This is a genomic window from Nonomuraea bangladeshensis (genome assembly GCF_039529455.1).
Lineage (GTDB): Bacteria > Actinomycetota > Actinomycetes > Streptosporangiales > Streptosporangiaceae > Nonomuraea > Nonomuraea bangladeshensis.
This window is the reverse complement of record NZ_BAAAMV010000008.1, coordinates 590062-611533: the sequence shown is the minus strand read 5'-3', so window position 1 is coordinate 611533 and position 21472 is coordinate 590062. Positions and strand designations below refer to the sequence as shown.

Below are 21472 nucleotides of genomic sequence, written 5' to 3'. Positions count from 1 at the left end.
TTCAGTAGTCGACGGGGGAGAGCCGGCCGGTGCGGACGTCGTAGATGGCGCCGGTCACCGGCATTCCGGTCGGCAGGAACGGGCTCGTCCTGATGCGGGTCAGGTCGTGCCGCAGCGCCGCCCACTGGTCGGGCACCGTGTGGAAGTCGAGGCTGCGGGTGTCGACGCCGCGCTCGGCGGTGAGGTCGTGGATGTCCTCGTCGGTGACCTTGGTCATCCCGCAGTCGGTGTGGGGCATGACCAGCACGCGCTCGACGCCGAGCACGTAGACGCCCACCACGAGGGTGCGCAGCACGTCGTCGGTGACGCGGGCGCCGGCGTTGCGGAGGATCTTGGCATCGCCCGGTTTGAGCCCGAGCAGCCCGAGGGGGTCGATCCGGGAGTCCATACAGGTCACCACGCCCAGCCCACGGGCGGCGCGGCCGGTGAGATCGGAGCTTCCGAACTCCTTGGCGAACTCAGCGTTGGCGGCAAACAGGTCGTCGAACGCACTCATGGCACCGATGATCCCCCATGTCAGAAGGGTGGTCGTCACCGGGGGGCGGACGACACGCGCCCGACTTCGCAAACCTCCCACGAAAACTTGTCACCATGCGTGATGATGTCGTAGCCCAAAGTGCGTGACCCACGTGCTCAGCCCAATGGACGTGATCGAAGAAGGTCTGTCGTGAGTAGGTCAGAATCGCTCGCCGCGTATCTCCGTGCCCAGGCCCGGCGGAGCCTCGACCGGGTCGAGGCCAACGACGGCGGCCGCAACGCCCGGTGCGCGCTGGCCCTCCTCGACACCGCCGCCTACGCGGCCGGCCTGCCCGAGGACGACCCGCTGCTGCTCCTGCTGGAGGAGGCGGGCTGTTTCGGCCCGCTGGGAGGCGAGGAGTTCGATCCGGGGGAGGCCGGCACCCGGCTGATCCGGCGCTGGGAGGGCGGCGAGCCGCGGGAGCTGCTGCTGTCCCTGCCGGCCGTGATCGCCGTCTGAGCGGGATCCGGCCGGCGAGGTGTGCCGGATCACCGATCGGGTAACGGTTCCCGTCCCCCCGGCGGGACCCCTTCGACGCCCTGAGAGGTGACTGATGAGCGGCATCGCGCAGTTCCGTACCGTCGTGCTCGACACGCCCGACCCCAAGGGCCTGGCCGAGTTCTACTCCCAGCTGCTGGGCTGGCCGATCACGTCCGCCGAGGACGACTGGGTGGTGATCAGCGACGGCGGCGCGCCCAAGCGCCTCGCCTTCCAGCTCGCCCCCGACCTGCGGCCCAGCACCTGGCCCGACCCGGAGCGGCCGCAGCAGATCCACCTGGACCTCCTGGTGAGCGACCTCGACGAGGCCGAGAAGCGGGTGCTGGAGATCGGTGCGGTCAAGCACGAGCACCAGCCGGACGAGGAGGACGACGACTTCCGGGTCTTCCTCGATCCGGCCGGGCACCCGTTCTGTCTCTGCCTGAGCTGACCCCCGCTAGCGGGCGGCCTGCGCCAGCAGGTCCACCGCCTTTCTCAGGTGGCCCGCGGCCAGCTCGTGGTCCGCGGACGCCTGCAGGTCGGGTCGCCGGCCCCCGCTCTGCGCCAGGTCCCTGGCCACCGAGACGACGGCGTCGGACTGGGCGAAGGCGGCGGTGCGGGAGCGTTCGAGCAGCGTGGCGGCCGTGCCCACGGCGGCGAGGACCGCGCGGGCGTCGCGGGCCGAGCCGTCCGCGTTCCAGTTCCGGCCGGCGAGAGCCGGCGTCAGCGCCGCCGCGGCGGCCCTGGCCGGGCCGTCGCCCGTGGCGAGCCGGTCGCGCGCCGCCTTGAGCCGGTCGCGGGCCGGGTCGGTGCGCAGGCCCCACCCGTACGGGAACAGCGGGTCGTAGGCGGCGTCGCCCACGTTGATCGGGATCTGCGCCGCCGTACGGAACCAGGTGAACGGCAGCCGCCCGGTGTACGGCACGGCCCCGAACAGCGGATCGGCCACGCCGTCACCCTCGGTGCCCGGCAGCCAGGCGGCCACCACGGCCTCCACGCCCGACAGGTCGCCCAGCAGCATCGGACGGCCGGAGACGACGACCACGACGCACTTCATGGCCCCGCACACCCGGTCCACCGCCACCCGGTCGGCGGCCGACAGCTCCAGCGTGCGGCCCTGGCGGCCGACGTCGCCGAAGCCCTCCGCGTACGGGGTCTCGCCCACGACCACCACGCCCACGTCGTGCCCGGCCAGCCCGGCCGAGGCGTCGGGCGAATAGGTCACGGAGGCGGCGCGGCCCCGGATCGCCTGCAGGATCGTCGTGCCGGGCGTGATCGGCCCGGACGAGCCCTGCCAGCTGATCGTCCAGCCGCCGCTCTGGTTGCCGATGTCGTCGGCGTTCGAGCCGGCCACGTACACCTTGGACGCGCGGCTCAGCGGCAGCAGACGACCGTCGTTCTTCAGCAGGACCTGGGACTTCGCGGCGGCCGTGCGCGCCACCGCGCGGTGCGCCGCGGAGCCGACGTCGCCGAGGTGGGTGCGGTCGGCGTACGGGCGCTCGAACAGGCCCAGGCGGAACTTCTGGGTCAGGATGCGGGCGACGGCGTCGTCCACCCGCGACATCGGCACCCGTCCGGCCTCGACCTCGGCCTTGAGGGTGGCGGTGAAGTCCGGGTAGGCGTACGGCACCATGACCATGTCGATGCCGGCGTTGATCGACGTGCGCACGTCGCTCGCGTAGTCGCCGGGGATCTGGTCGATGGCCTGCCAGTCGGTGATCACGAAGCCCTTGAAGCCGAGCCGGCCCTTGAGCGTGTCGGTGAGCAGTTCCCGGTGCGCGTGCATCTTCACCGGCCCGGCGCCGAGGTCCACGCTGGAGAACGACGGCATGACGGTGGCGACCCCGCGCCGGACCGCCTCGGCGAACGGCGCCAGGTGGATCTCCTCCAGCTCCTTCCTGCTGACCCTGGTGACGCCCTGGTCGATGGTGTAGTCGCCGGTCGTGGAGGAGCCGTACACGGTGCCGCCGTCGCCCGCGTAGTGCTTGGCGGTGGCCAGCACGCCGTTGTCCTGGAGGCCGTCGATGACCGTGGCCATCCGGCTGACCAGGGCGGGGTCCTCGCTGAACGACTCGTACGCGCGGCCCCAGCGGTCGTCGCGCGACACGCACAGGCACGGCGCGAAGTTCCACGGGACGCCGGTCGCCCTGACCTCGCGGGCGGTGACCTCGCCCGCCTTCTCGACCAGGCCGGGGTCGCGGGCGGCGCCCAGGCCGACGTTGTGCGGGAAGATCGTGGCGCCGACCACGTTGTTGTGGCCGTGCACGGCGTCCACGCCGTAGACGAGCGGCACCTGCAGCCGGGTGCGCCGGGTCTGGAGCTGGAAGGCGTCCACCATGTCGGCCCACGCGCGCGGCGTGTTGGGCGTGGGCGTGGAGCCGCCGCCGGACAGCAGCGAGCCGAGGTGATAGGCGGCGATGTCGCTCTGCCTGGCCAGCGCCATGCGCTCGGCCTGCGTCATCTGGCCGATCTTCTCCTCCGGCGTCATCCGGGCGAGCAGGTCGGCGACGCGCGCGTGTACGGGCCTGCGCGCGTCCAGGTACGGCAGGCCGTGCGCGTCGATCACGATGACCGGGGCCTCGGCGGGCGGCCGGACGCCCGTGCCGGACAGCTCGACCGGGATGGTCTCGGCCACCTCGTTCGCGCCGTCCTTGAGGATCTTGACGGTGAACGAACGGGACGACCCGGACGCCGTGCCGGCCGGGAAGGTCAGGGTGCCCTCGGCGGGGGTGTAGTCCGCGCCTGGGGTGGCGGTGCCGGAGCCGGTCCGGTAGGCGACGGCGAGCGCGTCCGCCAGCGGCGCGCCGGTGGCGGTGGTGACCGTGACGCTCACCTTGGCCTCGAACCGCTCGCCCACCGGGTAGACCGGCCGGTCGGTGCTGAGGCGGGCGGGACGCGGGGGAGCGGTGCCGTACAGCTCGACCTGATCCCACTCCAGAGAGCCGGAGGCGGTGGGCAGGCGCATCCCGTAGCCCCACATGGCGATCAGGTCCAGCTCGCCGTCCGCGGGCGCGCCGCCCGGCTGGTAGTCGGCGCGGCGGGTGAAGTCCGCGAACGGCACCTTGACCTGCCGCCAGCCGGCCGCGTCGTCGGTGAAGGAGGACTCGAACAGCTCGGCCGCGCCGGGGCCGGAGCCGCCGTCCTTGATCTCGAAGAAGATGCGGCGGCCGGAGCCCTCGCCGTTCACCCAGAAGGAGAAGCCCTCGTACGGGGACCAGTCCTGGCCGGCCGTCAGGTCCTGGGACCAGCCGCCCCACTGGCTGATGGCGTAGCCGCTCCTCAGCACCCGGTTCCCGGCCGGGGCGCCGGGGCGGGCGGCGCCCGGCTCGATCGTGAGCGTGGGGGTGGAGGCGGCGTCGTTGCCCCAGGCGGACACGCCGGCGGGGACGGCGTCGGACTCGAAGTCGGCGAGGACCGGCAGGTCGGCGGCGGCCCGCGCGGGTGCGGACGGTGCGGCGAGAAGCGGGACCAGCAAGGCCAGGGCTGTCGCCCATAAGGGGGGTCTGCTGCGGAACACGGGGATACCTCCCGATTCAGAGAGCGCTCTCCCTGTGTGATCGGTGACCGCCCGGGTTTCATAACAGTCCGAGTCAGGACAGAGTGAGGATTTTCCACCCGTGCGCGGGGACGAGACACGGATCGCCGCCCGGCGCGGACGCCTCCGCGACGGCGAGTCCCGTCTCGTCCAGCGGGAAGCGGTAGGGCTCGTCGCCCACGTTGAGCAGGGTCAGGACGCGGCCGGGGCCCGCCGCCTCCAGCGCGACGGCGGTGTTGGTGAGATGGGGCAGGCTCGTACGGGCCCGCGCAAGCCACGGATGGCGGCGGCGCAGCCCGATCAGCCGCTGGTGCAGCCGGTAGACCGGCCACCCCGCCGGGTCCAGCTCCTCCGGCCGCCCGGGGAAGGCGGGCCGGACCGCGTCGTCGCCGCCGGGCCGGTCCTCCTTCACCCCACGAAAGCCCTGCTCGTCGCCGTAATAGACGCTCGGCAGCCCGGCCACCGTGAACAGCACGGCCAGCGCGTGGCCAAGGTGCCGCTCGTCGTCGAGGCGGCTGGCGAGCCTGGTCACGTCGTGGTTGCCGGCGAACGTCAGCGGCGTGAACGTGTCCAGCAGCTCGTCGTGCCGCTTCAGCGCCCAGGCCAGCTCGAAGAAGTTGCCGTCGTTGAGCGAGCTCCAGAGGGCCTTCCACAGCTCGTACTGGGTGACCGAGTCGAGGCCGCTCTCGGCCACGTAGGCGGCGTAGTCGCCGTGGATCACCTCGCCGCCGAACCACGCCTCGGGGTGGCGCGGGCGGACCCGCGCGAGCGCCCGCCGCCAGAACGCGGCCGGCATCGCGTACGCGGCGTCCAGCCGCCAGCCGGACGCGCCGCGCGCCAGCCAGTAGTCGAGGACGCGGACGACGTGGTCGAGCACGTCGGGATGCTCGTGGTTGAGCGTCACCAGGCCGTGGTGACCCTCGAACGTGCGGTGCCCCTCCCCCTCGGGGACGAACCAGTGGGCGTGCGCCGGATCGCCGAACAGCGGATGGCCGCGCCCCACGTGGTTGAACACGCCGTCGAGGACGACCCGCAGGCCGCGGGCGTCCGCGGCGGCCACCAGGCGGTCGAAGTCGGCGTCGTCGCCGAGGCGCGGGTCGAGCCGGAAGTGGTCGACCGTGTCATAGCCGTGGGTCTCGGCGGCGAAGATCGGGCCGAGCTGCAGGCCCGAGCAGCCGAGCTCCACGGCGTAGTCCAGCCAGCCCTCCAGGGCGCGCAGGCGGTGGCGCGTGGGGGCGCCGGGTGGCAGGGCCACGGCCTCGGCGGCGGTGAAGCCGAGAGGGTAGACGTGCCACCAGATCGCATGCTCTTTCCACGACGTCACCCCAGTGAGCCTAACTCCGCGCCCCCGGCCCGCGAGACGTCGAGGCGGGCCGGGGAGCGGCGGGGCTACTCGTCCTCCGCCCTCGCGTCGGACGGCGGGAGCGCGGGGCCGGAGGCGAGGGCGCCGCCGACGGCGCCGATGGTGTGGGTGAGGCGGACGCCGGAGCCGTCGCGCCGCCCCAGCTCATCCGGCAGCGGCACCGGCTTGCCCACGGACGAGACCGCCTTGGCCGGTGAGGGCCCGGCCCAGGCCAGCAGCAGCTCGTCCTCGCCCTTGAGGAAACGCTGCGCGCGTACGCCGCCGGTGGCCCGGCCCTTGGCGGGGAACTCCGCGTAGTCGGACATCTTGCCGCCACCGACCTGCGTGCCGGGCAGCGCCGTGGACGAGCCGGCCACGGTGACCACCACGGCGGGCCGTTCGGGGTCGACCGCCCCGAACCAGATCACCCGGGCCCCGCCGTCCAGCCGGATGCCCGCCATGCCGCCGGCCGGGCGGCCCTGGGGGCGTACGAGGGAGGCCGGGTAGCGCAGCAGCTGCGCGTCGGAGGAGATGAACACGAGGTCGTGCGACTCCGACTCCAGCTCGACCGCGCCCACCACGGTGTCGCCGTCCTTGAGGGTGATCACCTCGAAGTCGTCGCGGTTGGCCGGGTAGTCGGGCACCACCCGTTTGACCACGCCCTGCTGCGTGCCGAGGGCCAGGCCGGGCCCGTCGGGGTCGAGCGAGCCGAGCCCGACGACCCGCTCGTCGGGCTGCAGGGAGACGTATTCGGAGACCGGGTGGCCGCCGGACAGCGACGGCGGCGCGCCCGTGGCCGGCAGCGTCGGCAGGTCCACGACCTGCACCCGGATCAGCCGGCCGAGCGAGGTGACCACGCCGACCTCCCCGCGTACGGAGGTGCGCACCGCCGAGACCAGCACGTCGTGCGCGGACCGCTCGCCCTCGCCGGGCAGCGGCGTGGCGTCGGCGGTGCGGGCCAGCAGGCCGGTGGACGACAGCAGCGCGAGGCACGGGTCGTCGGCGACCTGCAGCTCGACCACCGCGGTGCGGCTGACGCCCGCGGCGTCCAGCAGGACGGTGCGGCGCGGCGTGCCGTATTTCTTGGCGACGTCGGCCAGCTCGCCGGAGACGACCTGGCGCAGCTTGGTCTCCGAGGACAGGATCTCGGTCAGCTTGGCGATCTCGCCGGTCAGCGTCTCCTTCTCGGCGTCGAGCTCCAGCTTGTCGTAGCGGGTCAGGCGGCGCAGCGGCGTGTCGAGGATGTAGGCGGCCTGGATCTCGGTGAGGTCGAAGACCTCCATGAGGCGGGTGCGTGCCTGCGCGGAGTCGTCGGAGGAGCGGATGACCTGGATGACCTCGTCGATGTTGAGCAGCGCGACGATGAGGCCGTCGACCAGGTGCAGGCGCTCCTCACGCTTGCGGCGCCGGAACTCCGAGCGGCGGCGTACGACCTCGACGCGGTGGTCGACGTAGACCTGCAGCAGCTCGCGCAGGCCCAGCGTGCGCGGCTCGCCGTCGACGAGCGCCACGTTGTTGATGCCGAACGACTCCTCCATCGGCGTCAGCCGGTAGAGCTCCTCCAGGACGGCCTCGGGGATGAAGCCGTTCTTGATCTCGATGACCAGGCGCAGGCCCTTGTGCCGGTCGGTGAGGTCCTTGAGGTCGGCGATGCCCTGGAGCTTCTTGCTGGTCACCAGCTCCTTGATCTTGGTGACGACGCGCTCGGGGCCCACGTTGTAGGGCAGCTCGGTGACGATGATGCCCTTGCGCCGCGGCGTGATCTGCTCGATCGTGCACTTGGCCCGCATGCGGAAGGTGCCGCGCCCGCTCTCGTAGGCGTCGCGCACGCCCTGCAGGCCGATGATCGTGCCGCCGGTCGGCAGGTCGGGGCCGGGCACGAACTCCATCAGGTCGTCGAGCGTGGCGTCCGGCTTCTTGATCAGGTGGCGGGCCGCGGCGACGATCTCGACGAGGTTGTGCGGCGCCATGTTGGTGGCCATGCCGACCGCGATGCCGCTGGTGCCGTTGACCAGGAGGTTGGGGAAGGCCGACGGCATGACGACCGGCTCGGTCTCCTGGCCGTCGTAGTTGGGCTTGAAGTCGACGGTGTCCTCGTCGATGGACTCGACCATGAGCATCGCCGCCGGGGCCAGCCTGGCCTCGGTGTAACGCATGGCGGCCGGCAGGTCGTCGGGGGAGCCGAAGTTGCCGTGGCCGTCCACGAGCGGCAGGCGCATGGAGAAGGGCTGCGCCAGGCGGACGAGGGCGTCGTAGATCGCCGAGTCGCCGTGGGGGTGCAGCTTGCCCATGACGTCGCCGACCACGCGCGAGGACTTGACGTGGCCGCGGTCGGGGCGCAGGCCCATCTCGGCCATCGAGTAGAGGATGCGCCGCTGCACGGGTTTGAGGCCGTCACGCGCGTCGGGCAACGCCCGCTGGTAGATCACCGAGTAGGCGTACTCCAGAAAGCTCGTGCGCATCTCGGAGGAGACGTCGATGTCGACGATGCGCTCCTCGAAGTCCTCTGGCGGGGGTGCTGTCGTGCGTCGGGCCATGTCGAACATTGTGCCGAAGGTATTCGGGTGCCCGCGACCGGCTCGCGGAACGAGCGGCCTTGACCAAGCAAGCGCTTGGGTCGTACGTTCGGGGCACCGGTTCCCCTGACCCCGGAGACGTCATGATCGAGTTCCGTCCCGTGACCAAGCACATCGGCGCCGAGGTGACCGGGGTCGATCTGCGCAAGCCGCTGTCGCAGGAAGAGGTCGCGACCCTGCGCGAGGGCTGGCTCAAGCACCTCGTGCTGTTCTTCCGCGACCAGCACATCGACGACGAGCAGCACCTGCAGTTCGCCCTGAACTTCGGCACGCTCAACCACCCCGCGTTCAAGAAGGACGCCGGCAGCCCCATCCACGTGCTCGACCAGACCTCGCCCAAGGGCGAGGGCGGCGACGAGTGGCACAGCGACAACACCTTCGAGCCCACCCCGCCGATGGGCTCCCTGCTGCGCTGTGTCCAGCTCCCCAGCGTGGGCGGCGACACCTGCTGGGCCAACACCTACCTCGCCTACGACTCGCTCTCCAAGCCGCTCCAGCGCCTGTGCGACGAGCTGACCGCCGTGCACGACATCACGATGTCGATGAAGAAGGCCATCTCCAAGGGGCACCCGTTCGACCTGGCCGAGATCCAGGCCAAGTGGCCGCCCATCGAGCGGCCGGTGGTGCGGGTGCACGCCGAGACCGGCAGGAAGGCGCTGTTCGTCAACCGCGCGTCCACGACCCGCCTGGTCGGGCTCACCGACCGCGAGAACGAGGCGCTGCTGCCGATGCTGATCGACCACATCCGCTCGCCCGAGTTCCAGTGCCGCCTGCAGTGGCGTCCCGGCACGCTCGCCTTCTGGGACAACCGCCCCACCCAGCACTACGCGGTCGCCGACTACACCGAACGCCGCCGCATGCACCGCGTCACCATCAACGCCTTCCCGGAGCACGCCGACCGGTAGCCGGCGGTCACGTTCCGGCGTGGAGGCGCGAAACGTCGGAGGGAGCTGGTAACAAGGAGGGCATGATTGATGCCCCCGACGCCGAGGTGTTGCGCGAAGAGGCCGAGGAGCGCCTGCGGGCGCTCGCCGGCGAGCACGCCGTGCTCCGTGACGACCAGTGGGCCGCCATCGAGGCGCTGGTCGTCGACCGGCGGCGGGTGCTCGTGGTGCAGCGCACCGGCTGGGGCAAGTCGGCCGTCTACTTCGTGGCCACCGCGCTGCTGCGCGAGCTGGGCGAGGGGCCGACGGTCATCGTCTCGCCGCTGCTCGCGCTCATGCGCAACCAGATCGCCGCCGCCGAGCGCGCCGGCATCAGGGCCGTCACCATCAACTCCGCCAACCCGGAGGACTGGGAAGAGATCTACTCCCAGGTCGCCGACGGCCTGGTCGACGTGCTGCTGGTCAGCCCCGAGCGGCTCAACAACCCCGACTTCCGCGACAACGTGCTGCCCGAGCTGGCCGAGAGCGCCGGGCTGGTCGTGGTGGACGAGGCCCACTGCATCTCCGACTGGGGGCACGACTTCCGGCCCGACTACCGCAGGCTGGCCCGGCTGTTCGAGGAGCTGCCGCCCGGCATCCCCGTCCTCGCGACCACCGCCACGGCCAACGCCCGCGTCACCCGCGACGTCGCCGAGCAGATGGGCGAGGACACGCTGGTGCTGCGCGGCCCGCTGGAGCGCGAGAGCCTGCACCTGTCCGTGGTCCGCCTGCCCACCGCCGAGCAGCGCCTGGCCTGGCTCGCCCAGACGCTGCACGAGCTGCCGGGCTCCGGCATCGTCTACACCCTGACGGTGGCCGCCGCCCACGAGGTGGCCGGCTACCTGCGCGAGCAGGGCCACGAGGTGGCCGCCTACTCGGGCCAGACCGATCCGGCCGAGCGGCTCGCCGCCGAGGAGGCGCTGCTCGCCAACAAGATCAAGGCGCTGGTGGCGACGAGCGCGCTCGGCATGGGGTTCGACAAGCCCGACCTGGGCTTCGTCGTGCACGTGGGCGCTCCGCAGTCGCCGGTCGCCTACTACCAGCAGGTCGGCAGGGCCGGGCGCGGCGTCGAGCGGGCCGAGGTCATCCTGCTCCCCGGCGCCGAGGACCGCGACATCTGGGCCTACTTCGCCTCGCTGGCCTTCCCGCCCGAACCCGTCGTCCGCGCCACCCTGGCGGCGCTGGAGGAGCGCGGCCTCATGTCCACCCCGGCCCTGGAGACCGCCGTCGACCTCAGCAGGAGCCGGCTGGAGATGATGCTCAAGGTGCTCGACGTCGACGGTGCCGTCCGCCGGGTCAAGGGCGGCTGGGAGGCGACCGGCGAGGAGTGGTCGTACGACACCGAGCGCTACACCCGCATCGCCGCCGAGCGCCGCGCCGAGCAGGAGGCCATGCTCGGCTACCTCACCACCACCGAGTGCCGCGAGCACTACCTCCGCCGGCACCTCGACGACGACGCGGCCCACCCCTGCGGCCGGTGCGACAACTGCACCGGCAGGCACCGCTCGCCCGACATCGCCCCCCAGGCCGTCGAGCAGGCCCGCGAACGGCTGAGCCGCCCCGGCGTCGAGCTGGAGGCCCGCCGGCAGTGGCCGACCGGCCTGTCCGACCTGTCCGGCCGGATCAAGCCCGAGCTGGGCGCCGAGCCCGGCCGCGCGCTCGGCCGGCTCACCGACATCGGATGGGGCAACCGGCTGCGCGAGCTGTTCCACGGCGGCGACGGCCCGGTGCCGGACGACCTGCTGCGGGCCGTGATCCAGGTGCTGGCCGCCTGGGACTGGCGCGATCGGCCGGTGGCCGTGGTCAATCTGCCGTCGGCGTCGCGGCCGCAGCTCGTACGCTCCTTCGCCGAACGCCTGGCGCAGATCGGCCGGCTGACCTACCTGGGCGAGCTGGGCTACCGGGCGGGCTCGCCGGGGCAGCAGTTCAACAGCGCCAAGCGGGTGCAGGCGATCCGGGCCACGCTCGCCATGCCCAAGGACCTCGCGGGGCGCGTCGCGGAGTGCGGCGGGCCGGTGCTGCTCGTGGACGACCGGGTCGACACCGGCTGGACGATGACGCTCGCCACGGCCCTGGTCCGGCACGCGGGGGCGCCCGCGGTGCTGCCGCTGGCCCTCGCCACGGTCAGCTGACGCCCACCGGCCCCCGGGCGGGGGCCGGAAGGGCGGGTGGGCCCGTACGGCTCGGGCTAGAAGGGCGGGCGGGCGCCCAGGTGCATGATGGCCTTGGCGGCCAGGCGGCAGCCCGAGGCCAGTGACTCGGCCGGTGGCTTGCCCTCCAGCCACGGCGGCAGGAACCCGGCGCAGAACGCGTCACCCGCGCCCGTGCCGTCCACGATCTTCTCGACCGGCTCGGCGGCGGCGCGTACGGGGTCGGGGCGGCCGTTGCTGTACCACAGCGCGCCCTCCTTGTTCATCTTGATCACGACCTGCGGGAACCACGCGGTCAGCACCTTGGCCGCCGCCTCGGCGTCGTCGCGGCCGGTCAGCACCTTGGCCTGGTCGATGTTGGCGAACAGCAGCTTGGCGCCGTTGGTCCACTCCAGGAACGGCTCGGCCCCGGTGCGCTCCAGCGGCGCCGACGAGGCGCAGTCGACGGAGATCGACATCCCGGAGCGCCTGGCCATGTCGAGCGCGGCGAAGCCCGCCTCGCGCGAGCCCTCGTTCATCAGCGTGTAGCCGGACAGGTGCAGGTGGGCGCCCGAGGTGAACAGGTCGCGCGGCAGGTCCTCGGGGGACAGCGCGGCGTTGGCGCCGGGATCGGAGAGCATGGTGCGCTCGCCCTTGTGCGTCACGAGCACCACGCAGGTGCCGGTGGGCCGCTCCGGATCCATGACCAGGCGCGCGTCGACGCCGTAGCCCATCAGCTCCATGTCGCGGTTGCGACCGGTGATGTCGGCGCCCCTGCGGCCGATGAAGGCGACCTCGGCGCCCTCGACGGCCAGCCAGGAGGAGATGTTGGCCCCGGACCCGCCGCCGTGCATGGTGACGACCGCCGGGGTGTCGCTCGCTCGGGCGAGCGCATAACGGGCGCGCGCCACCGCGTCGGTCATGAGATCGCCCACCACGACGACCCGCGTCATGATGCCACCACCTTGCTGCCTTCAGAACGACCCTGGCCACGGCAAAACTAACAGCTTCCGGGCCGACCGTGGGGCTGACCGGCGACACGAGGTGGGAGTCGATGCACAAGCGTTGCCCAAAACGGCCTCTGGTCTTGGCATTTGGGATGCGGGTCTACGCTCGTTGCTGTGGAGGCACAGTATCCGGCCCACTGGGAGGCCGACGTCGTCCTGGCGGACGGCGGCACCGCTCACGTACGCCCCATCAGGCCCGCCGACGCGGACCGCCTTCGCTCCTTCTACTCACGCCTGTCCGACGAGTCGATCTACTTCCGGTTCTTCGGACCGCGGCCGCGCCTGTCGGACCGCGACGTGGAGCGCTTCACCAACGTCGACTACGTCGACCGCGTCGCGCTGATCGCCACGATCGGCACCGAGATGGTGGCGGTCATCCGCTACGACAAGACCGGTCCAGGCGAGGCCGAGGTGGCCTTCCTCGTCGAGGACGCCCACCAGGGCCGCGGCGTCGCGTCCGTGCTCCTCGAGCACCTGGCCGCGACCGCCCGCGAGCAGGGCATCGAGACCTTCGTCGCCGACGTGCTGCCCGCCAACATGCGCATGATGGGCGTGCTGCGCCAGGCGGGCTACACCGCGCAGAGCCGGTTCGCCGACGGCGTCGTCCGCATGACGCTCGACCTGACCCCCACCGAGACCTCCGCCGAGGTGACCACCTCCCGCGAGCACCGCGCCGAGTCCCGTTCCATCGCCCGGCTGCTCACGCCCGGCTCGGTGGCGGTCATCGGCGCCTCCCGCGAGCCGGGCGGCGTCGGCCAGACCGTGCTGCGCAACCTGCTGGCCGCCGACTTCACCGGCCCCGTCTATCCGGTGCACCGCGAGGTGCGGGCGGTGGCGGGCGTACGCGCCTATCCGAGCGTCACCGCGATCGACGGCGACGTCGACCTCGCCGTGGTGGCCGTGCCCGCCGAGAGCGTGCTCGACGTGGTCGAGGAGTGCGCCCAGAAGGGCGTGCACGGGCTGGTCGTGGTGTCGTCGGGGTTCGGCGAGACGGGCGCGGAGGGCCGCGAGCGGCAGGACGAGCTGGCGCGCACCGCCCGCTCGTACGGGCTGCGCGTGGTCGGCCCCAACTGCCTCGGCATCGCCAACACCGACCGTTCCGTACGGCTCAACGCCACGCTCGCCGCCACGGTCCCCGGCCGGGGGAAGGTCGGCTTCTTCAGCCAGTCGGGCGCCCTCGGCACCGCGCTGCTGCAGCGCGTGGCGCAGCGCGGCATGGGCATCTCGTCGTTCGTCTCGGCCGGCAACCGGGCCGACGTGTCCGGCAACGACCTCCTGCAGTACTGGGAGGAGGACGACGCGACCGAGGTGATCCTGCTCTACCTGGAGTCGCTGGGCAACCCGCGCAAGTTCACCCGCCTGGCCCGGCGCATCAGCCGGCGCAAGCCGGTCGTGGTGGTCAAGAGCGGCGGCACGCCCTCGGGGCACTCGGCCGAGGAGCTGGGGCTGCCCGACTCGGCGATCAGCTCGCTGTTCGCCCAGGCGGGCCTGATCCGGGTGGACGACCTCATCCAGCTCTTCGACGTGGGGCAGCTCCTGGCCTACCAGCCGCTGCCCGCCGGGCCCAAGGTCGCGCTGGTCACCAACTCCGACGCGCTCGGCCTGCTCGCCGCCGACGCCTGCCTCGCGGCCGGCCTCGAACCGCGTCCCCCGGTCAACCTGGGGCCCGCGGCGGGAGCCGCCGAGTTCGGCGCGGCGCTGGAGGGGGAGCTCGCCTCCGCCGGCGTGGACGCCGCCGTCGTGATCTACATGCCGCCGCTGCCGGGCGACGCCGAGGCCGTGGCCGCCGAGCTGCTGCGGGTGTCCCAGGGCTCGGGGAAGCCGGTGCTGACGACGTTCGAGGGGCATCTGGGGATGCATCCCGCGCTCCAGGTGACCGAGCCGGGGGCCTCGCGGGAGCGGCCGGCGCCGGCGCGGGGGTCCATTCCCTCGTACGCGGCTCCGGAGGAGGCGGTCCGCGCCCTCGCCCAGGCGGCCAGGTACGCGGCCTGGCGCGCCCAGCCCGCCACCCCGCCACCCGCCCTCGACGACCTCGACCCGGCCCGCGCCCGCACCCTGGTCCACAACCTCCTGTCCGCCCCCGAGCCCACGCCCGGGCCTGCTGCGGAGACCGCCGGGACGCGGCGCGGGGTGCGTTCGGCGGCGTTCGCCGAGCCCGGGCCGCCGGTCGAGATCGACGCGGCCGAGTTGCTCTCCTGCTACGGCCTGACCGTGTGGCCCGCCGAGATGGTCCGCTCGCCCGAGGAAGCCGTGGCCGCCGCCGAACGCCTCGGCTGGCCGGTGGTGCTCAAGGTGGCCGACCCCGGAGCCTCGCGCCGGGCCGGCACCGTACGCCTCGGCCTGACCGGCCCCGAGATGGTCCGCCACGCCTACGCCGAGTTCGCCGACCAGCTCGGCGAGAAGGTGCTGGCCGTCCAGCGGATGGCGCCGCAGCCCGCGGTCCCCACGGTGGTGGGGGTGGTCGAGGACCCGGCGTTCGGGCCGGTGGTGTCGTTCGGGCTGGGGGAGGTGACCGCGCGGCTCCTGCAGGACCAGGGCTACCGCCTGGCGCCGCTCACGGCGGAGGACGCCGCCGCCCTGGTCCGGTCGGTACGCGCCGCCCCGCTGCTCTTCGGCCAGTACGGCTACCCGCCCGTCGCCGTCGACGCCCTGGAGGAGCTGCTCGTACGGGTCGGCCGCCTGGCCAACGACCTGCCCGAGGTGGCCCGTCTGGACCTCGACCAGGTGCTCGTCGGCGAGTCGAGCGTGATGATCCTCGGCGCCCGCGCGACCCTGCGCACGCCGGCGGGGCCACGGCTCGACGGGGGCCCGCGCAGGTTGTCGTGACCAGGGCCGTCCAGGGCCGCTATGGACGCGGGCGTCTTCGGCTTGCCGCGAAACAGGTGGCCGGTGTGCCCCTTGCTGCCTGTCCGAAAGACGTTATAGAGCGTTATATCCGGCGGGTGAGTGCACGGCCGACCCCTGGCAGGATGGAGCCATGAGGGAAACCCGAGTCTCAGCCGCGGGCCTGCGTGAAGCGATCGAGCGCAGCGGCTACTATCCCGACCTCGTCACCGATGCGGTCGAATCCGCGCTGGGCAAGGAGGCAGTGACCGCGTTCGTGGTGCACCACGAGGCCACGTTCGATCCTGCGATGGAGGTGCGCAGGCACGTCACGGTCCTGGTGCTGACGGGCACGCGGCTGCTGGTCTGCCACACCGACGAGCACCCGGCGGTCGAGGGCGTCTCGACCTCGCACGCCTCCACCACCACGGAGGCCGTCCGGCTGAGCCGCGTCCAGTCGGTCGCCGTCACCCGCGTGGTCCCCGACCCCGCCTCCTACGTCCCGGGCGTCCCGCCCACCGAGGTCACGCTCACCATCGGCTGGGGGGCCATCTCCCACGTCGATCTCGAACCCGCCACCTGCGGCGACGAGAACTGCGAGGCCGACCACGGCTACACCGGCGCCATCACCGCCGACGACCTGTCCCTCCGGGTCAGCGAGGCGGCCGACGGGCCGGAGGCGGTCACGCACGTCCTGGCCTTCGCCAAGGCCCTGTCCGAGGCCACCGCCCGCGCCGCCGGCGCCTGACCCACCCACCCGGCGACCGAGGCCCGCTCCGCCGTCCGTCGCGACACGCCGGCCGGTCGCGGCCGAGGGCCGGCTCCGCCGCGCGTCGCGAAAGCGCCGCGACCAAGGGCGCTCCGCTGCCCGTCGCGACACACCGCCGCGCTCGGTGGCCTGCTATGCCATGCGCTGTGGAACGCCGCCGCGTCCGATGTCCCGCTACGTCTTGCGTAGTGGAACGCCGCCGCGTCCGATGTCCCGCTACGCCGTGCGCCGCGGAAAGCCGCCGCACGTGGTCCCGGCCTGCCCGTGGCGTGGGCTCCGGCCGTCTCCCCCCGTACGGCTAGGATGTGGACATGCTGCTGCCAGGCTACGGCGGGGGGTCGCTGGCCGACCTGCCCGGCGCTCTGCTGGCCGCCTTGGGAGTGCCCGAGCCCGCCCGTCATGAGAACGCCGGCCTGACTCTGGCGCCCGCCGACAGCGTCTGCCTGTTCCTCGTCGACGGCCTGGGCGCCGACCTGCTGCGCGCTCACCCCGAGGCCGCCCCGTTCCTGTCCTCCCTGACCGCCCGCACGCTCACGGCCGGGTTCCCCGCCACCACCGTCACGAGCCTGTGCTCGCTCGGCACCGGCATGACCCCAGGCGAGCACGGCATGCTGGGCCTGACCCTCGCCGTCCCCGGCACCGGTCACCTGTTCAACTGCCTGCGCTGGAGCCTTCCCGGCGGCCTGAGCATGGACCCCGAGCAGTGGCAGCCCGCCAAGACCGTCTACCAGCGGGCCGCCGAGGCCGGCGTCCGGCCGAGCTACGTGGCCCCCGCCGAGTTCGAGGGCACCGGCCTGACCAGGGCCGTCTACCGCGGCGTCCGCTACCTCGCGGCCGACACCGTGGACGAGCGCATCGCCCGCGTGCACGAGGCCCTGCGCGAGCCCCACGCCCACGTCACCGTCTACTACGGCGACCTCGACGCCGCCGGCCACATGGTGGGCTGGGGCAGTGACGAATGGCTGCGTCAGCTCGCCGTCGTGGACGACATGGCCGCCCGGCTGGCCGAGGGCCTGCCGCCCGGCTCCGCCCTCTACGTCACCGCCGACCACGGCATGGTCAACGCCACCGAGAAGGTCGACGCCGAGCAGGTCCCCGAGCTGATGGAGGGCGTCGCGCTGCTCGGCGGCGAGGCGCGGGCCAGGCACGTCTACGCCGAGCCGGGCGCCGCCCGCCACGTGCTGGAGGCGTGGGCCGAGACCTTCCACGGCAAGGCGTGGGTGGTCTCGCGCCAGGAGGCTGTGGACTCCGGCTGGTTCGGGCCCCGCGTACGCGAGGAGTGGCTGGGGCGCATCGGCGACGTCGTGGCGGTCCCGCACGACGGCCTGGCCATCGTCGCCCCTTCCCGCCACCCCGTCGAGGCGCTGTTCACCGGCTACCACGGCTCGATGACCGCCGCCGAGCAGAACGTCCCGCTCCTGGAGGTACGCCCGTGACGGGCCCGCTGATCACCGCCGCCGACCTCGCCGCGCTCGGCCCCGACGTGACGCTGCTGGACGTCCGCTGGCGGCTCGGCGGCCCCCCTGGCGTCGAGCTCTACCGCGAGGGCCACCTGCCGGGCGCGGTCTTCTGCGACCTCGACCACGACCTCGCCGCGCCCCCCGGCGGTGGCGGCCGCCACCCGCTGCCCGATGCGGAGGCGTTCCAGGCCGCGATGCGCCGGCTCGGGGTGCGCGACGGGCGGCCGGTCGTCGTCTACGACGACGCCGGCTCCACCTCCGCCGCCCGCGCCTGGTGGGCGCTGCGCTACTTCGGCTACCAGGACGTACGCGTGCTCGACGGCGGCCTGCCCGCCTGGACGGCCGCGGGCCTGCCGCTGACCAAGGAGACCCCCGGCGTCGCCGAGGGCGACTTCACCGCCCGGCCGGGCGGCATGCCGGTCCTGACCGCTGACGAGGCCGGCGCGATCGCCACGGAAGGCGTGCTGCTCGACGCGAGGGCGGGGGAGCGGTTCCGGGGCGAGGTCGAGCCGGTCGATCCGGTGGCCGGGCACATCCCTGGCGCGGTGAGCGCCCCCACCACCGAGAACGTCGGCCCCGACGGCAGGTTCCTCGACCCCACGGCGCTCCGGGCCCGCTTCGCCGCGCTCGGGGCGGGGGAGGGCGTGCCGACCGGCGCCTACTGCGGCTCCGGCGTGACGGCGGCGCACGAGGTGCTGGCGTTGGAGCTGGCCGGGCTGCCCGCCGCCCTCTACGTCGGCTCCTGGTCCCACTGGGTGACCGACCCCGCCCGCCCGGTCGCGACCGGCGGTTAGCGCCGGGAACCGCGGGCGTTAGCCGCGCGGTGCTGGCATCGGACCTCATGATCATCTGGATCAACGGCACCCACGGCGCGGGCAAGACGACGACCAGTGCACTCGTGCAGCGGCTGATCCCGGACTCACGGGTGTTCAACGCCGAGAAGGTCGGCGAGGCGCTCATGGACATCACGCCGGGGCTGCCCGCGATGGGCAACTTTCAGCACTGGCCGCCGTGGCGGCCGCTCGTGGTCGAGACCGCCCGCCGCGTGCTCGACTACACCGGCGGCACTCTGGTGATGCCCATGACCGTCCTGGTCGAGGAGTACTGGCGCGAGATCAGCACGGGCCTCGCGCGCCATGACATCCCGGTACGCCACTTCGTCCTCCACGCCGACCAGGACACCCTCCGCGGGCGCATCGAGGGGGACAAGCTCCTCGGCCCCGTCCCCTCCCCGTTCCGTCTCCACCACCTAGAGCCCTACGCCGAAGCGGCCCGTACGTGGCTGCACGCCGAGGCCGAGGTCGTCGACACCACGCACCTCACTCCCGCCCAGGTCGCCCTGCGGATCGCGGAGGCCGTCAAGGGCTGAGTCGGTAGAGCGGCCGGTCGCCCGCGCCGAAGCAGGTGAACTCGTACACGCCGGTCTTGGCCGCGGCGGCGGCGAGGGCCGCGTCCGGCGGCTGCCCGACCGCGACGAGCTCGTGGAAGGCGCTCATCACCGCCCGCGCCGCCTCGTCCTGCACCGGCACCATCCCGGCGATCACGCACGACGTCCCCTGCGCCAGGAACGTCCCCGGCAGCCCCAGCGGCGCCCCCTCGACCGGCGCGCGCGACATGCCGGAGTTGCACGCCGACAGCACCACCAGCTCCGGCGCCCGGTCCAGCGTCAGCAGGTCGTAGGCCATCAGCAGCCCGTCGTCCAGGGTGATGCCGGACATCAGGGGGCTGCGGGCGTGGAAGACGCCGTGCGCGGCCAGGTGCAGCACGTCCACCTCGCCAAGGGCGTCGAGGACGCGGCCGCCGCGCGCGGGGATCTCGGCGGCGACGCGATGGCAGGCCAGGACGTGCGCCACCTCGGCGTGCGCGTGCGTCAGGCCGGGCCCGGCCGCCGCGGCGACCCGGGGCGCGTCCGCGCCGCGCCGGTCGTGCCGCGCCCGTGCCCGCAGCCAGCCTGCGGCGCTGGCCGCCACGCCGACCGGACGTTCGCGCAGGCTGGGCAGCGCGCTCCAGGGCAGCGTGTGCAGGGCTCCGACCGGCACCACCACCAGCGGCCCGCCGCCCAGCTCGGCGTCGAGCGGCCCGAACAGCAGCCGGTCCACCTCCTGCGCCGCGACCTCCAGATCGTTCCCGCCGTCCGGGCCCGCGGATCCGGACCAGTCGCGCCGCTCGCCGTGCCGCCGCAGCGCGTAGCGCAGCCGTACGACCGCCTCCTCGACCGCCCGCACCCCGCCCAGCCAGCGCAGCAGCACCCGCTCCCCGCCGACCAGCACCGCGAGCAGCGACTCCCCGTCGATCACGAACTCCACCAGGGCGCCCGGGCCCAGCTCCGCGCGCACCCGCTCGGGATCGGTCGCCGGTGAGCCGTGCGCGGGCGCCGTGACGGCCCGCCACCGCTCGGCCCACTCGAACACGTCGTCCGGCCGGCCCTCCCGCACCGCCAGCGAGAGCCCGAACGCCGCCAGCCGCTCCCCGGCCCGCGCCGCGTGGGCCCGCAGCGACGGGTCGTCGAAGCACTCCACGCCCTCGCCGATCTCGGTCAGCCCTTCGCGTACCGCGCGGAAGGCGCCCGGCACGTCCTCGCGCAGCGCCGCCTCCAGCGCCAGCGCGTGCTGCCGCACCGGCGCGGGCACCTGCCACTCGCCGGCCAGCCGCCCGCCGGAGTACGGCTCGTCGGGCCGCTCGTCCACGGCCGCGTGCCGGGTGAGCCGGGCGAGCTGCGCCGAGGCCGCCGGATGGTCGTCGACCGCGAGCGCCGCCTCGGCCGCCGTGAGCCGCAGCGCCGCCGCTCCCGGGAGCTGGGCGAGGCCGTCCTCCAGCTCGTCGGCGCAGGCGATCAGGCCGGACACCAGCTCGGGCGTGACGGGCCCGAGGGCGAGGCGCGAGCGCAGCACGACCTCTCTGGCCAGCGGCAGCCACGAGGTGCGTTCCTGCCCGGCCAGCTCCTCCGCCGCCTGCTCGCCGACCTGAAGCGCCCGGTGCGGGTCGCCGGTGAGCAGCTCGACCTGGGCCAGCTTCAGCCGCGCCTCGGCGAGCGTCACCCGCGCCCCGCACGCCTCCAGGTCCGGCACGGCCAGCTCGAGCATCGCCCTGGCCTCGCCGGGCAGGTGAGCGGCCAGCAGGGCGCCGGCGAAGTCGGCCCGCATGGTCGCGAGCCGCTCCGGATAGCCGAACAGCGTGTCCTCGGCCTCCCGGTAGTAGTGGAAGGCGCCGGCGATGTCGCCCCTGCGTACGGAGAGGAAGGGCAGGTTGGCGGCCGAGAGCCGGGCGAGGTGGCGCAGGCCCGCGTGCTGGGAGATCTCCAGGCACGCGGTGAGGTCGCGCATGGCGGCCTCCCACTCGCCCCGCCAGCAGCGGACCAGGCCCCGGTTGAGCAGCCCGCCGGCGAGGAACCTGCGGTCGTCCACGGTGCCGGGGGCATGCACGAGGGCGCGCAGCGCCCGGTCGCAGGAGGCGATGGCCTCCTGGTGGCGGCCCAGGTGGGCGAGCGCGACCGCGCGCTGGGTGTCGAGCTTGGCCCGGTCGAGCGGGCGCAGGTAGGCCCAGGCCAGGGCGGCCACGCGGAGGGCCTGGAGGGGGTGGCCGAGCTCGGTGCGTACGGTGACCAGCGACAGCCGCGCCTGCGCCACCCGCTCGCGCGGCGCGCCCGGCACGGCGATCGCGGCCCGCAGGTGGCGCTCGGCGCTGTCGAGGTCGCCCAGCTCGCGGTCGGCGAGTGCCATGGCCCGCAGCGCCACGGCCTCGGCCTCGTGGGCGCCGGACCGGCGGGCGGCGGCGAGCACCGTGCCGGCGGCGCGCAGGGCGTGCTCGGGATCGACCAGCGAACGCAGCATGGCCGCCTCGGCCGCCTCGACGAGCAGACAGGGGGCGTCGCTCATGGCCGGCCCCGAGGGGAACGGTCGGCTGAGGACATGCCC

Annotated in this window: 15 protein-coding genes; 9 read left to right on the top strand and 6 right to left on the bottom strand. The window is 73.7% G+C overall.

From position 1 onward, the window contains the following. Nucleotide 1 precedes the first annotated feature (1 nt). On the bottom strand, nucleotides 2–496 hold the full coding sequence (locus ABD292_RS28930; protein ID WP_344212709.1) for a beta-class carbonic anhydrase: 495 nt from the start codon (nucleotides 494–496) through the stop codon (nucleotides 2–4). Nucleotides 497–667: 171 nt separating this feature from the next. On the opposite strand from ABD292_RS28930, the gene ABD292_RS28925 reads away from it, so the two are divergent. Both ABD292_RS28925 and ABD292_RS28920 read left to right on the top strand, forming a co-directional pair. Next, a complete protein-coding gene (locus tag ABD292_RS28925) occupies nucleotides 668–976 on the top strand; it encodes a hypothetical protein (protein WP_329592352.1) in 309 nt (102 codons plus the stop codon). Between the two features lie 94 nt (nucleotides 977–1070). After that, nucleotides 1071–1445, top strand: coding sequence for a VOC family protein (locus ABD292_RS28920; RefSeq protein WP_344212705.1), 375 nt, complete (start codon nucleotides 1071–1073; stop codon nucleotides 1443–1445). A gap of 6 nt (nucleotides 1446–1451) precedes the next feature. On the opposite strand, the gene ABD292_RS28915 is transcribed toward ABD292_RS28920, so the two are convergent. The 3 genes from ABD292_RS28915 to ABD292_RS28905 form a co-directional block, all read right to left on the bottom strand. Next, a complete protein-coding gene (locus tag ABD292_RS28915; protein ID WP_344212703.1) occupies nucleotides 1452–4469 on the bottom strand; it encodes a glycoside hydrolase family 3 N-terminal domain-containing protein in 3018 nt (1005 codons plus the stop codon). A gap of 115 nt (nucleotides 4470–4584) precedes the next feature. Beyond that, complete coding sequence (locus tag ABD292_RS28910) at nucleotides 4585–5853, bottom strand: alpha-amylase family protein (RefSeq protein ID WP_344212701.1); 1269 nt, start codon at nucleotides 5851–5853, stop codon at nucleotides 4585–4587. 65 nt (nucleotides 5854–5918) lie between these two features. After that, complete coding sequence (locus ABD292_RS28905; protein WP_344212699.1) at nucleotides 5919–8417, bottom strand: DNA gyrase/topoisomerase IV subunit A; 2499 nt, start codon at nucleotides 8415–8417, stop codon at nucleotides 5919–5921. A gap of 113 nt (nucleotides 8418–8530) precedes the next feature. Between ABD292_RS28905 and ABD292_RS28900 the strand changes: the two genes are divergently transcribed. Beyond that, nucleotides 8531–9352, top strand: coding sequence for a TauD/TfdA dioxygenase family protein (locus ABD292_RS28900; RefSeq protein WP_344212697.1), 822 nt, complete (start codon nucleotides 8531–8533; stop codon nucleotides 9350–9352). A gap of 62 nt (nucleotides 9353–9414) precedes the next feature. Continuing rightward, complete coding sequence (locus tag ABD292_RS28895) at nucleotides 9415–11502, top strand: RecQ family ATP-dependent DNA helicase (RefSeq protein WP_344212695.1); 2088 nt, start codon at nucleotides 9415–9417, stop codon at nucleotides 11500–11502. Nucleotides 11503–11558: 56 nt separating this feature from the next. Here the strand turns inward: ABD292_RS28895 and ABD292_RS28890 are convergent, their stop codons facing one another. Further along, complete coding sequence (locus ABD292_RS28890; protein WP_020541969.1) at nucleotides 11559–12452, bottom strand: carbohydrate kinase family protein; 894 nt, start codon at nucleotides 12450–12452, stop codon at nucleotides 11559–11561. Nucleotides 12453–12620: 168 nt separating this feature from the next. Here ABD292_RS28890 and ABD292_RS28885 point away from each other — a divergent pair, with 168 nt between their 5' ends. The 5 genes from ABD292_RS28885 to ABD292_RS28865 all read left to right on the top strand — a co-directional run bounded on the left by ABD292_RS28885 (nucleotide 12621) and on the right by ABD292_RS28865 (nucleotide 18927). Further along, nucleotides 12621–15332 carry a bifunctional acetate--CoA ligase family protein/GNAT family N-acetyltransferase gene (locus ABD292_RS28885; RefSeq protein ID WP_344212692.1) on the top strand — a complete coding sequence of 904 codons (2712 nt, stop codon included), beginning with the start codon at nucleotides 12621–12623 and terminating at the stop codon, nucleotides 15330–15332. A 151-nt stretch (nucleotides 15333–15483) separates the two neighbouring features. Next, entirely contained in the window at nucleotides 15484–16077 is a 594-nt protein-coding gene (locus ABD292_RS28880) for a DUF5998 family protein (RefSeq protein ID WP_344212690.1), read from the top strand. 332 nt (nucleotides 16078–16409) lie between these two features. After that, nucleotides 16410–17534, top strand: coding sequence for an alkaline phosphatase family protein (locus ABD292_RS28875; protein ID WP_344212688.1), 1125 nt, complete (start codon nucleotides 16410–16412; stop codon nucleotides 17532–17534). Beyond that, the gene (locus ABD292_RS28870) at nucleotides 17531–18352 is read left to right on the top strand and encodes a sulfurtransferase (protein ID WP_344212686.1); all 822 of its coding nucleotides are present in this window, start codon (nucleotides 17531–17533) and stop codon (nucleotides 18350–18352) included. The genes ABD292_RS28875 and ABD292_RS28870 overlap by 4 nt, the downstream gene beginning before the upstream one ends. Before the next feature lie 47 nt (nucleotides 18353–18399). Beyond that, nucleotides 18400–18927, top strand: a complete 528-nt coding sequence (locus ABD292_RS28865) for a P-loop nucleotide/nucleoside kinase family protein (protein WP_344212684.1) — start codon at nucleotides 18400–18402, stop codon at nucleotides 18925–18927. Here ABD292_RS28865 and ABD292_RS28860 read toward each other — a convergent pair. Continuing rightward, nucleotides 18917–21433, bottom strand: coding sequence for a CHAT domain-containing protein (locus ABD292_RS28860; protein WP_344212682.1), 2517 nt, complete (start codon nucleotides 21431–21433; stop codon nucleotides 18917–18919). The two genes, ABD292_RS28865 and ABD292_RS28860, sit on opposite strands and share 11 nt — an antisense overlap. Between the last annotated feature and the right edge of the window lie 39 nt (nucleotides 21434–21472).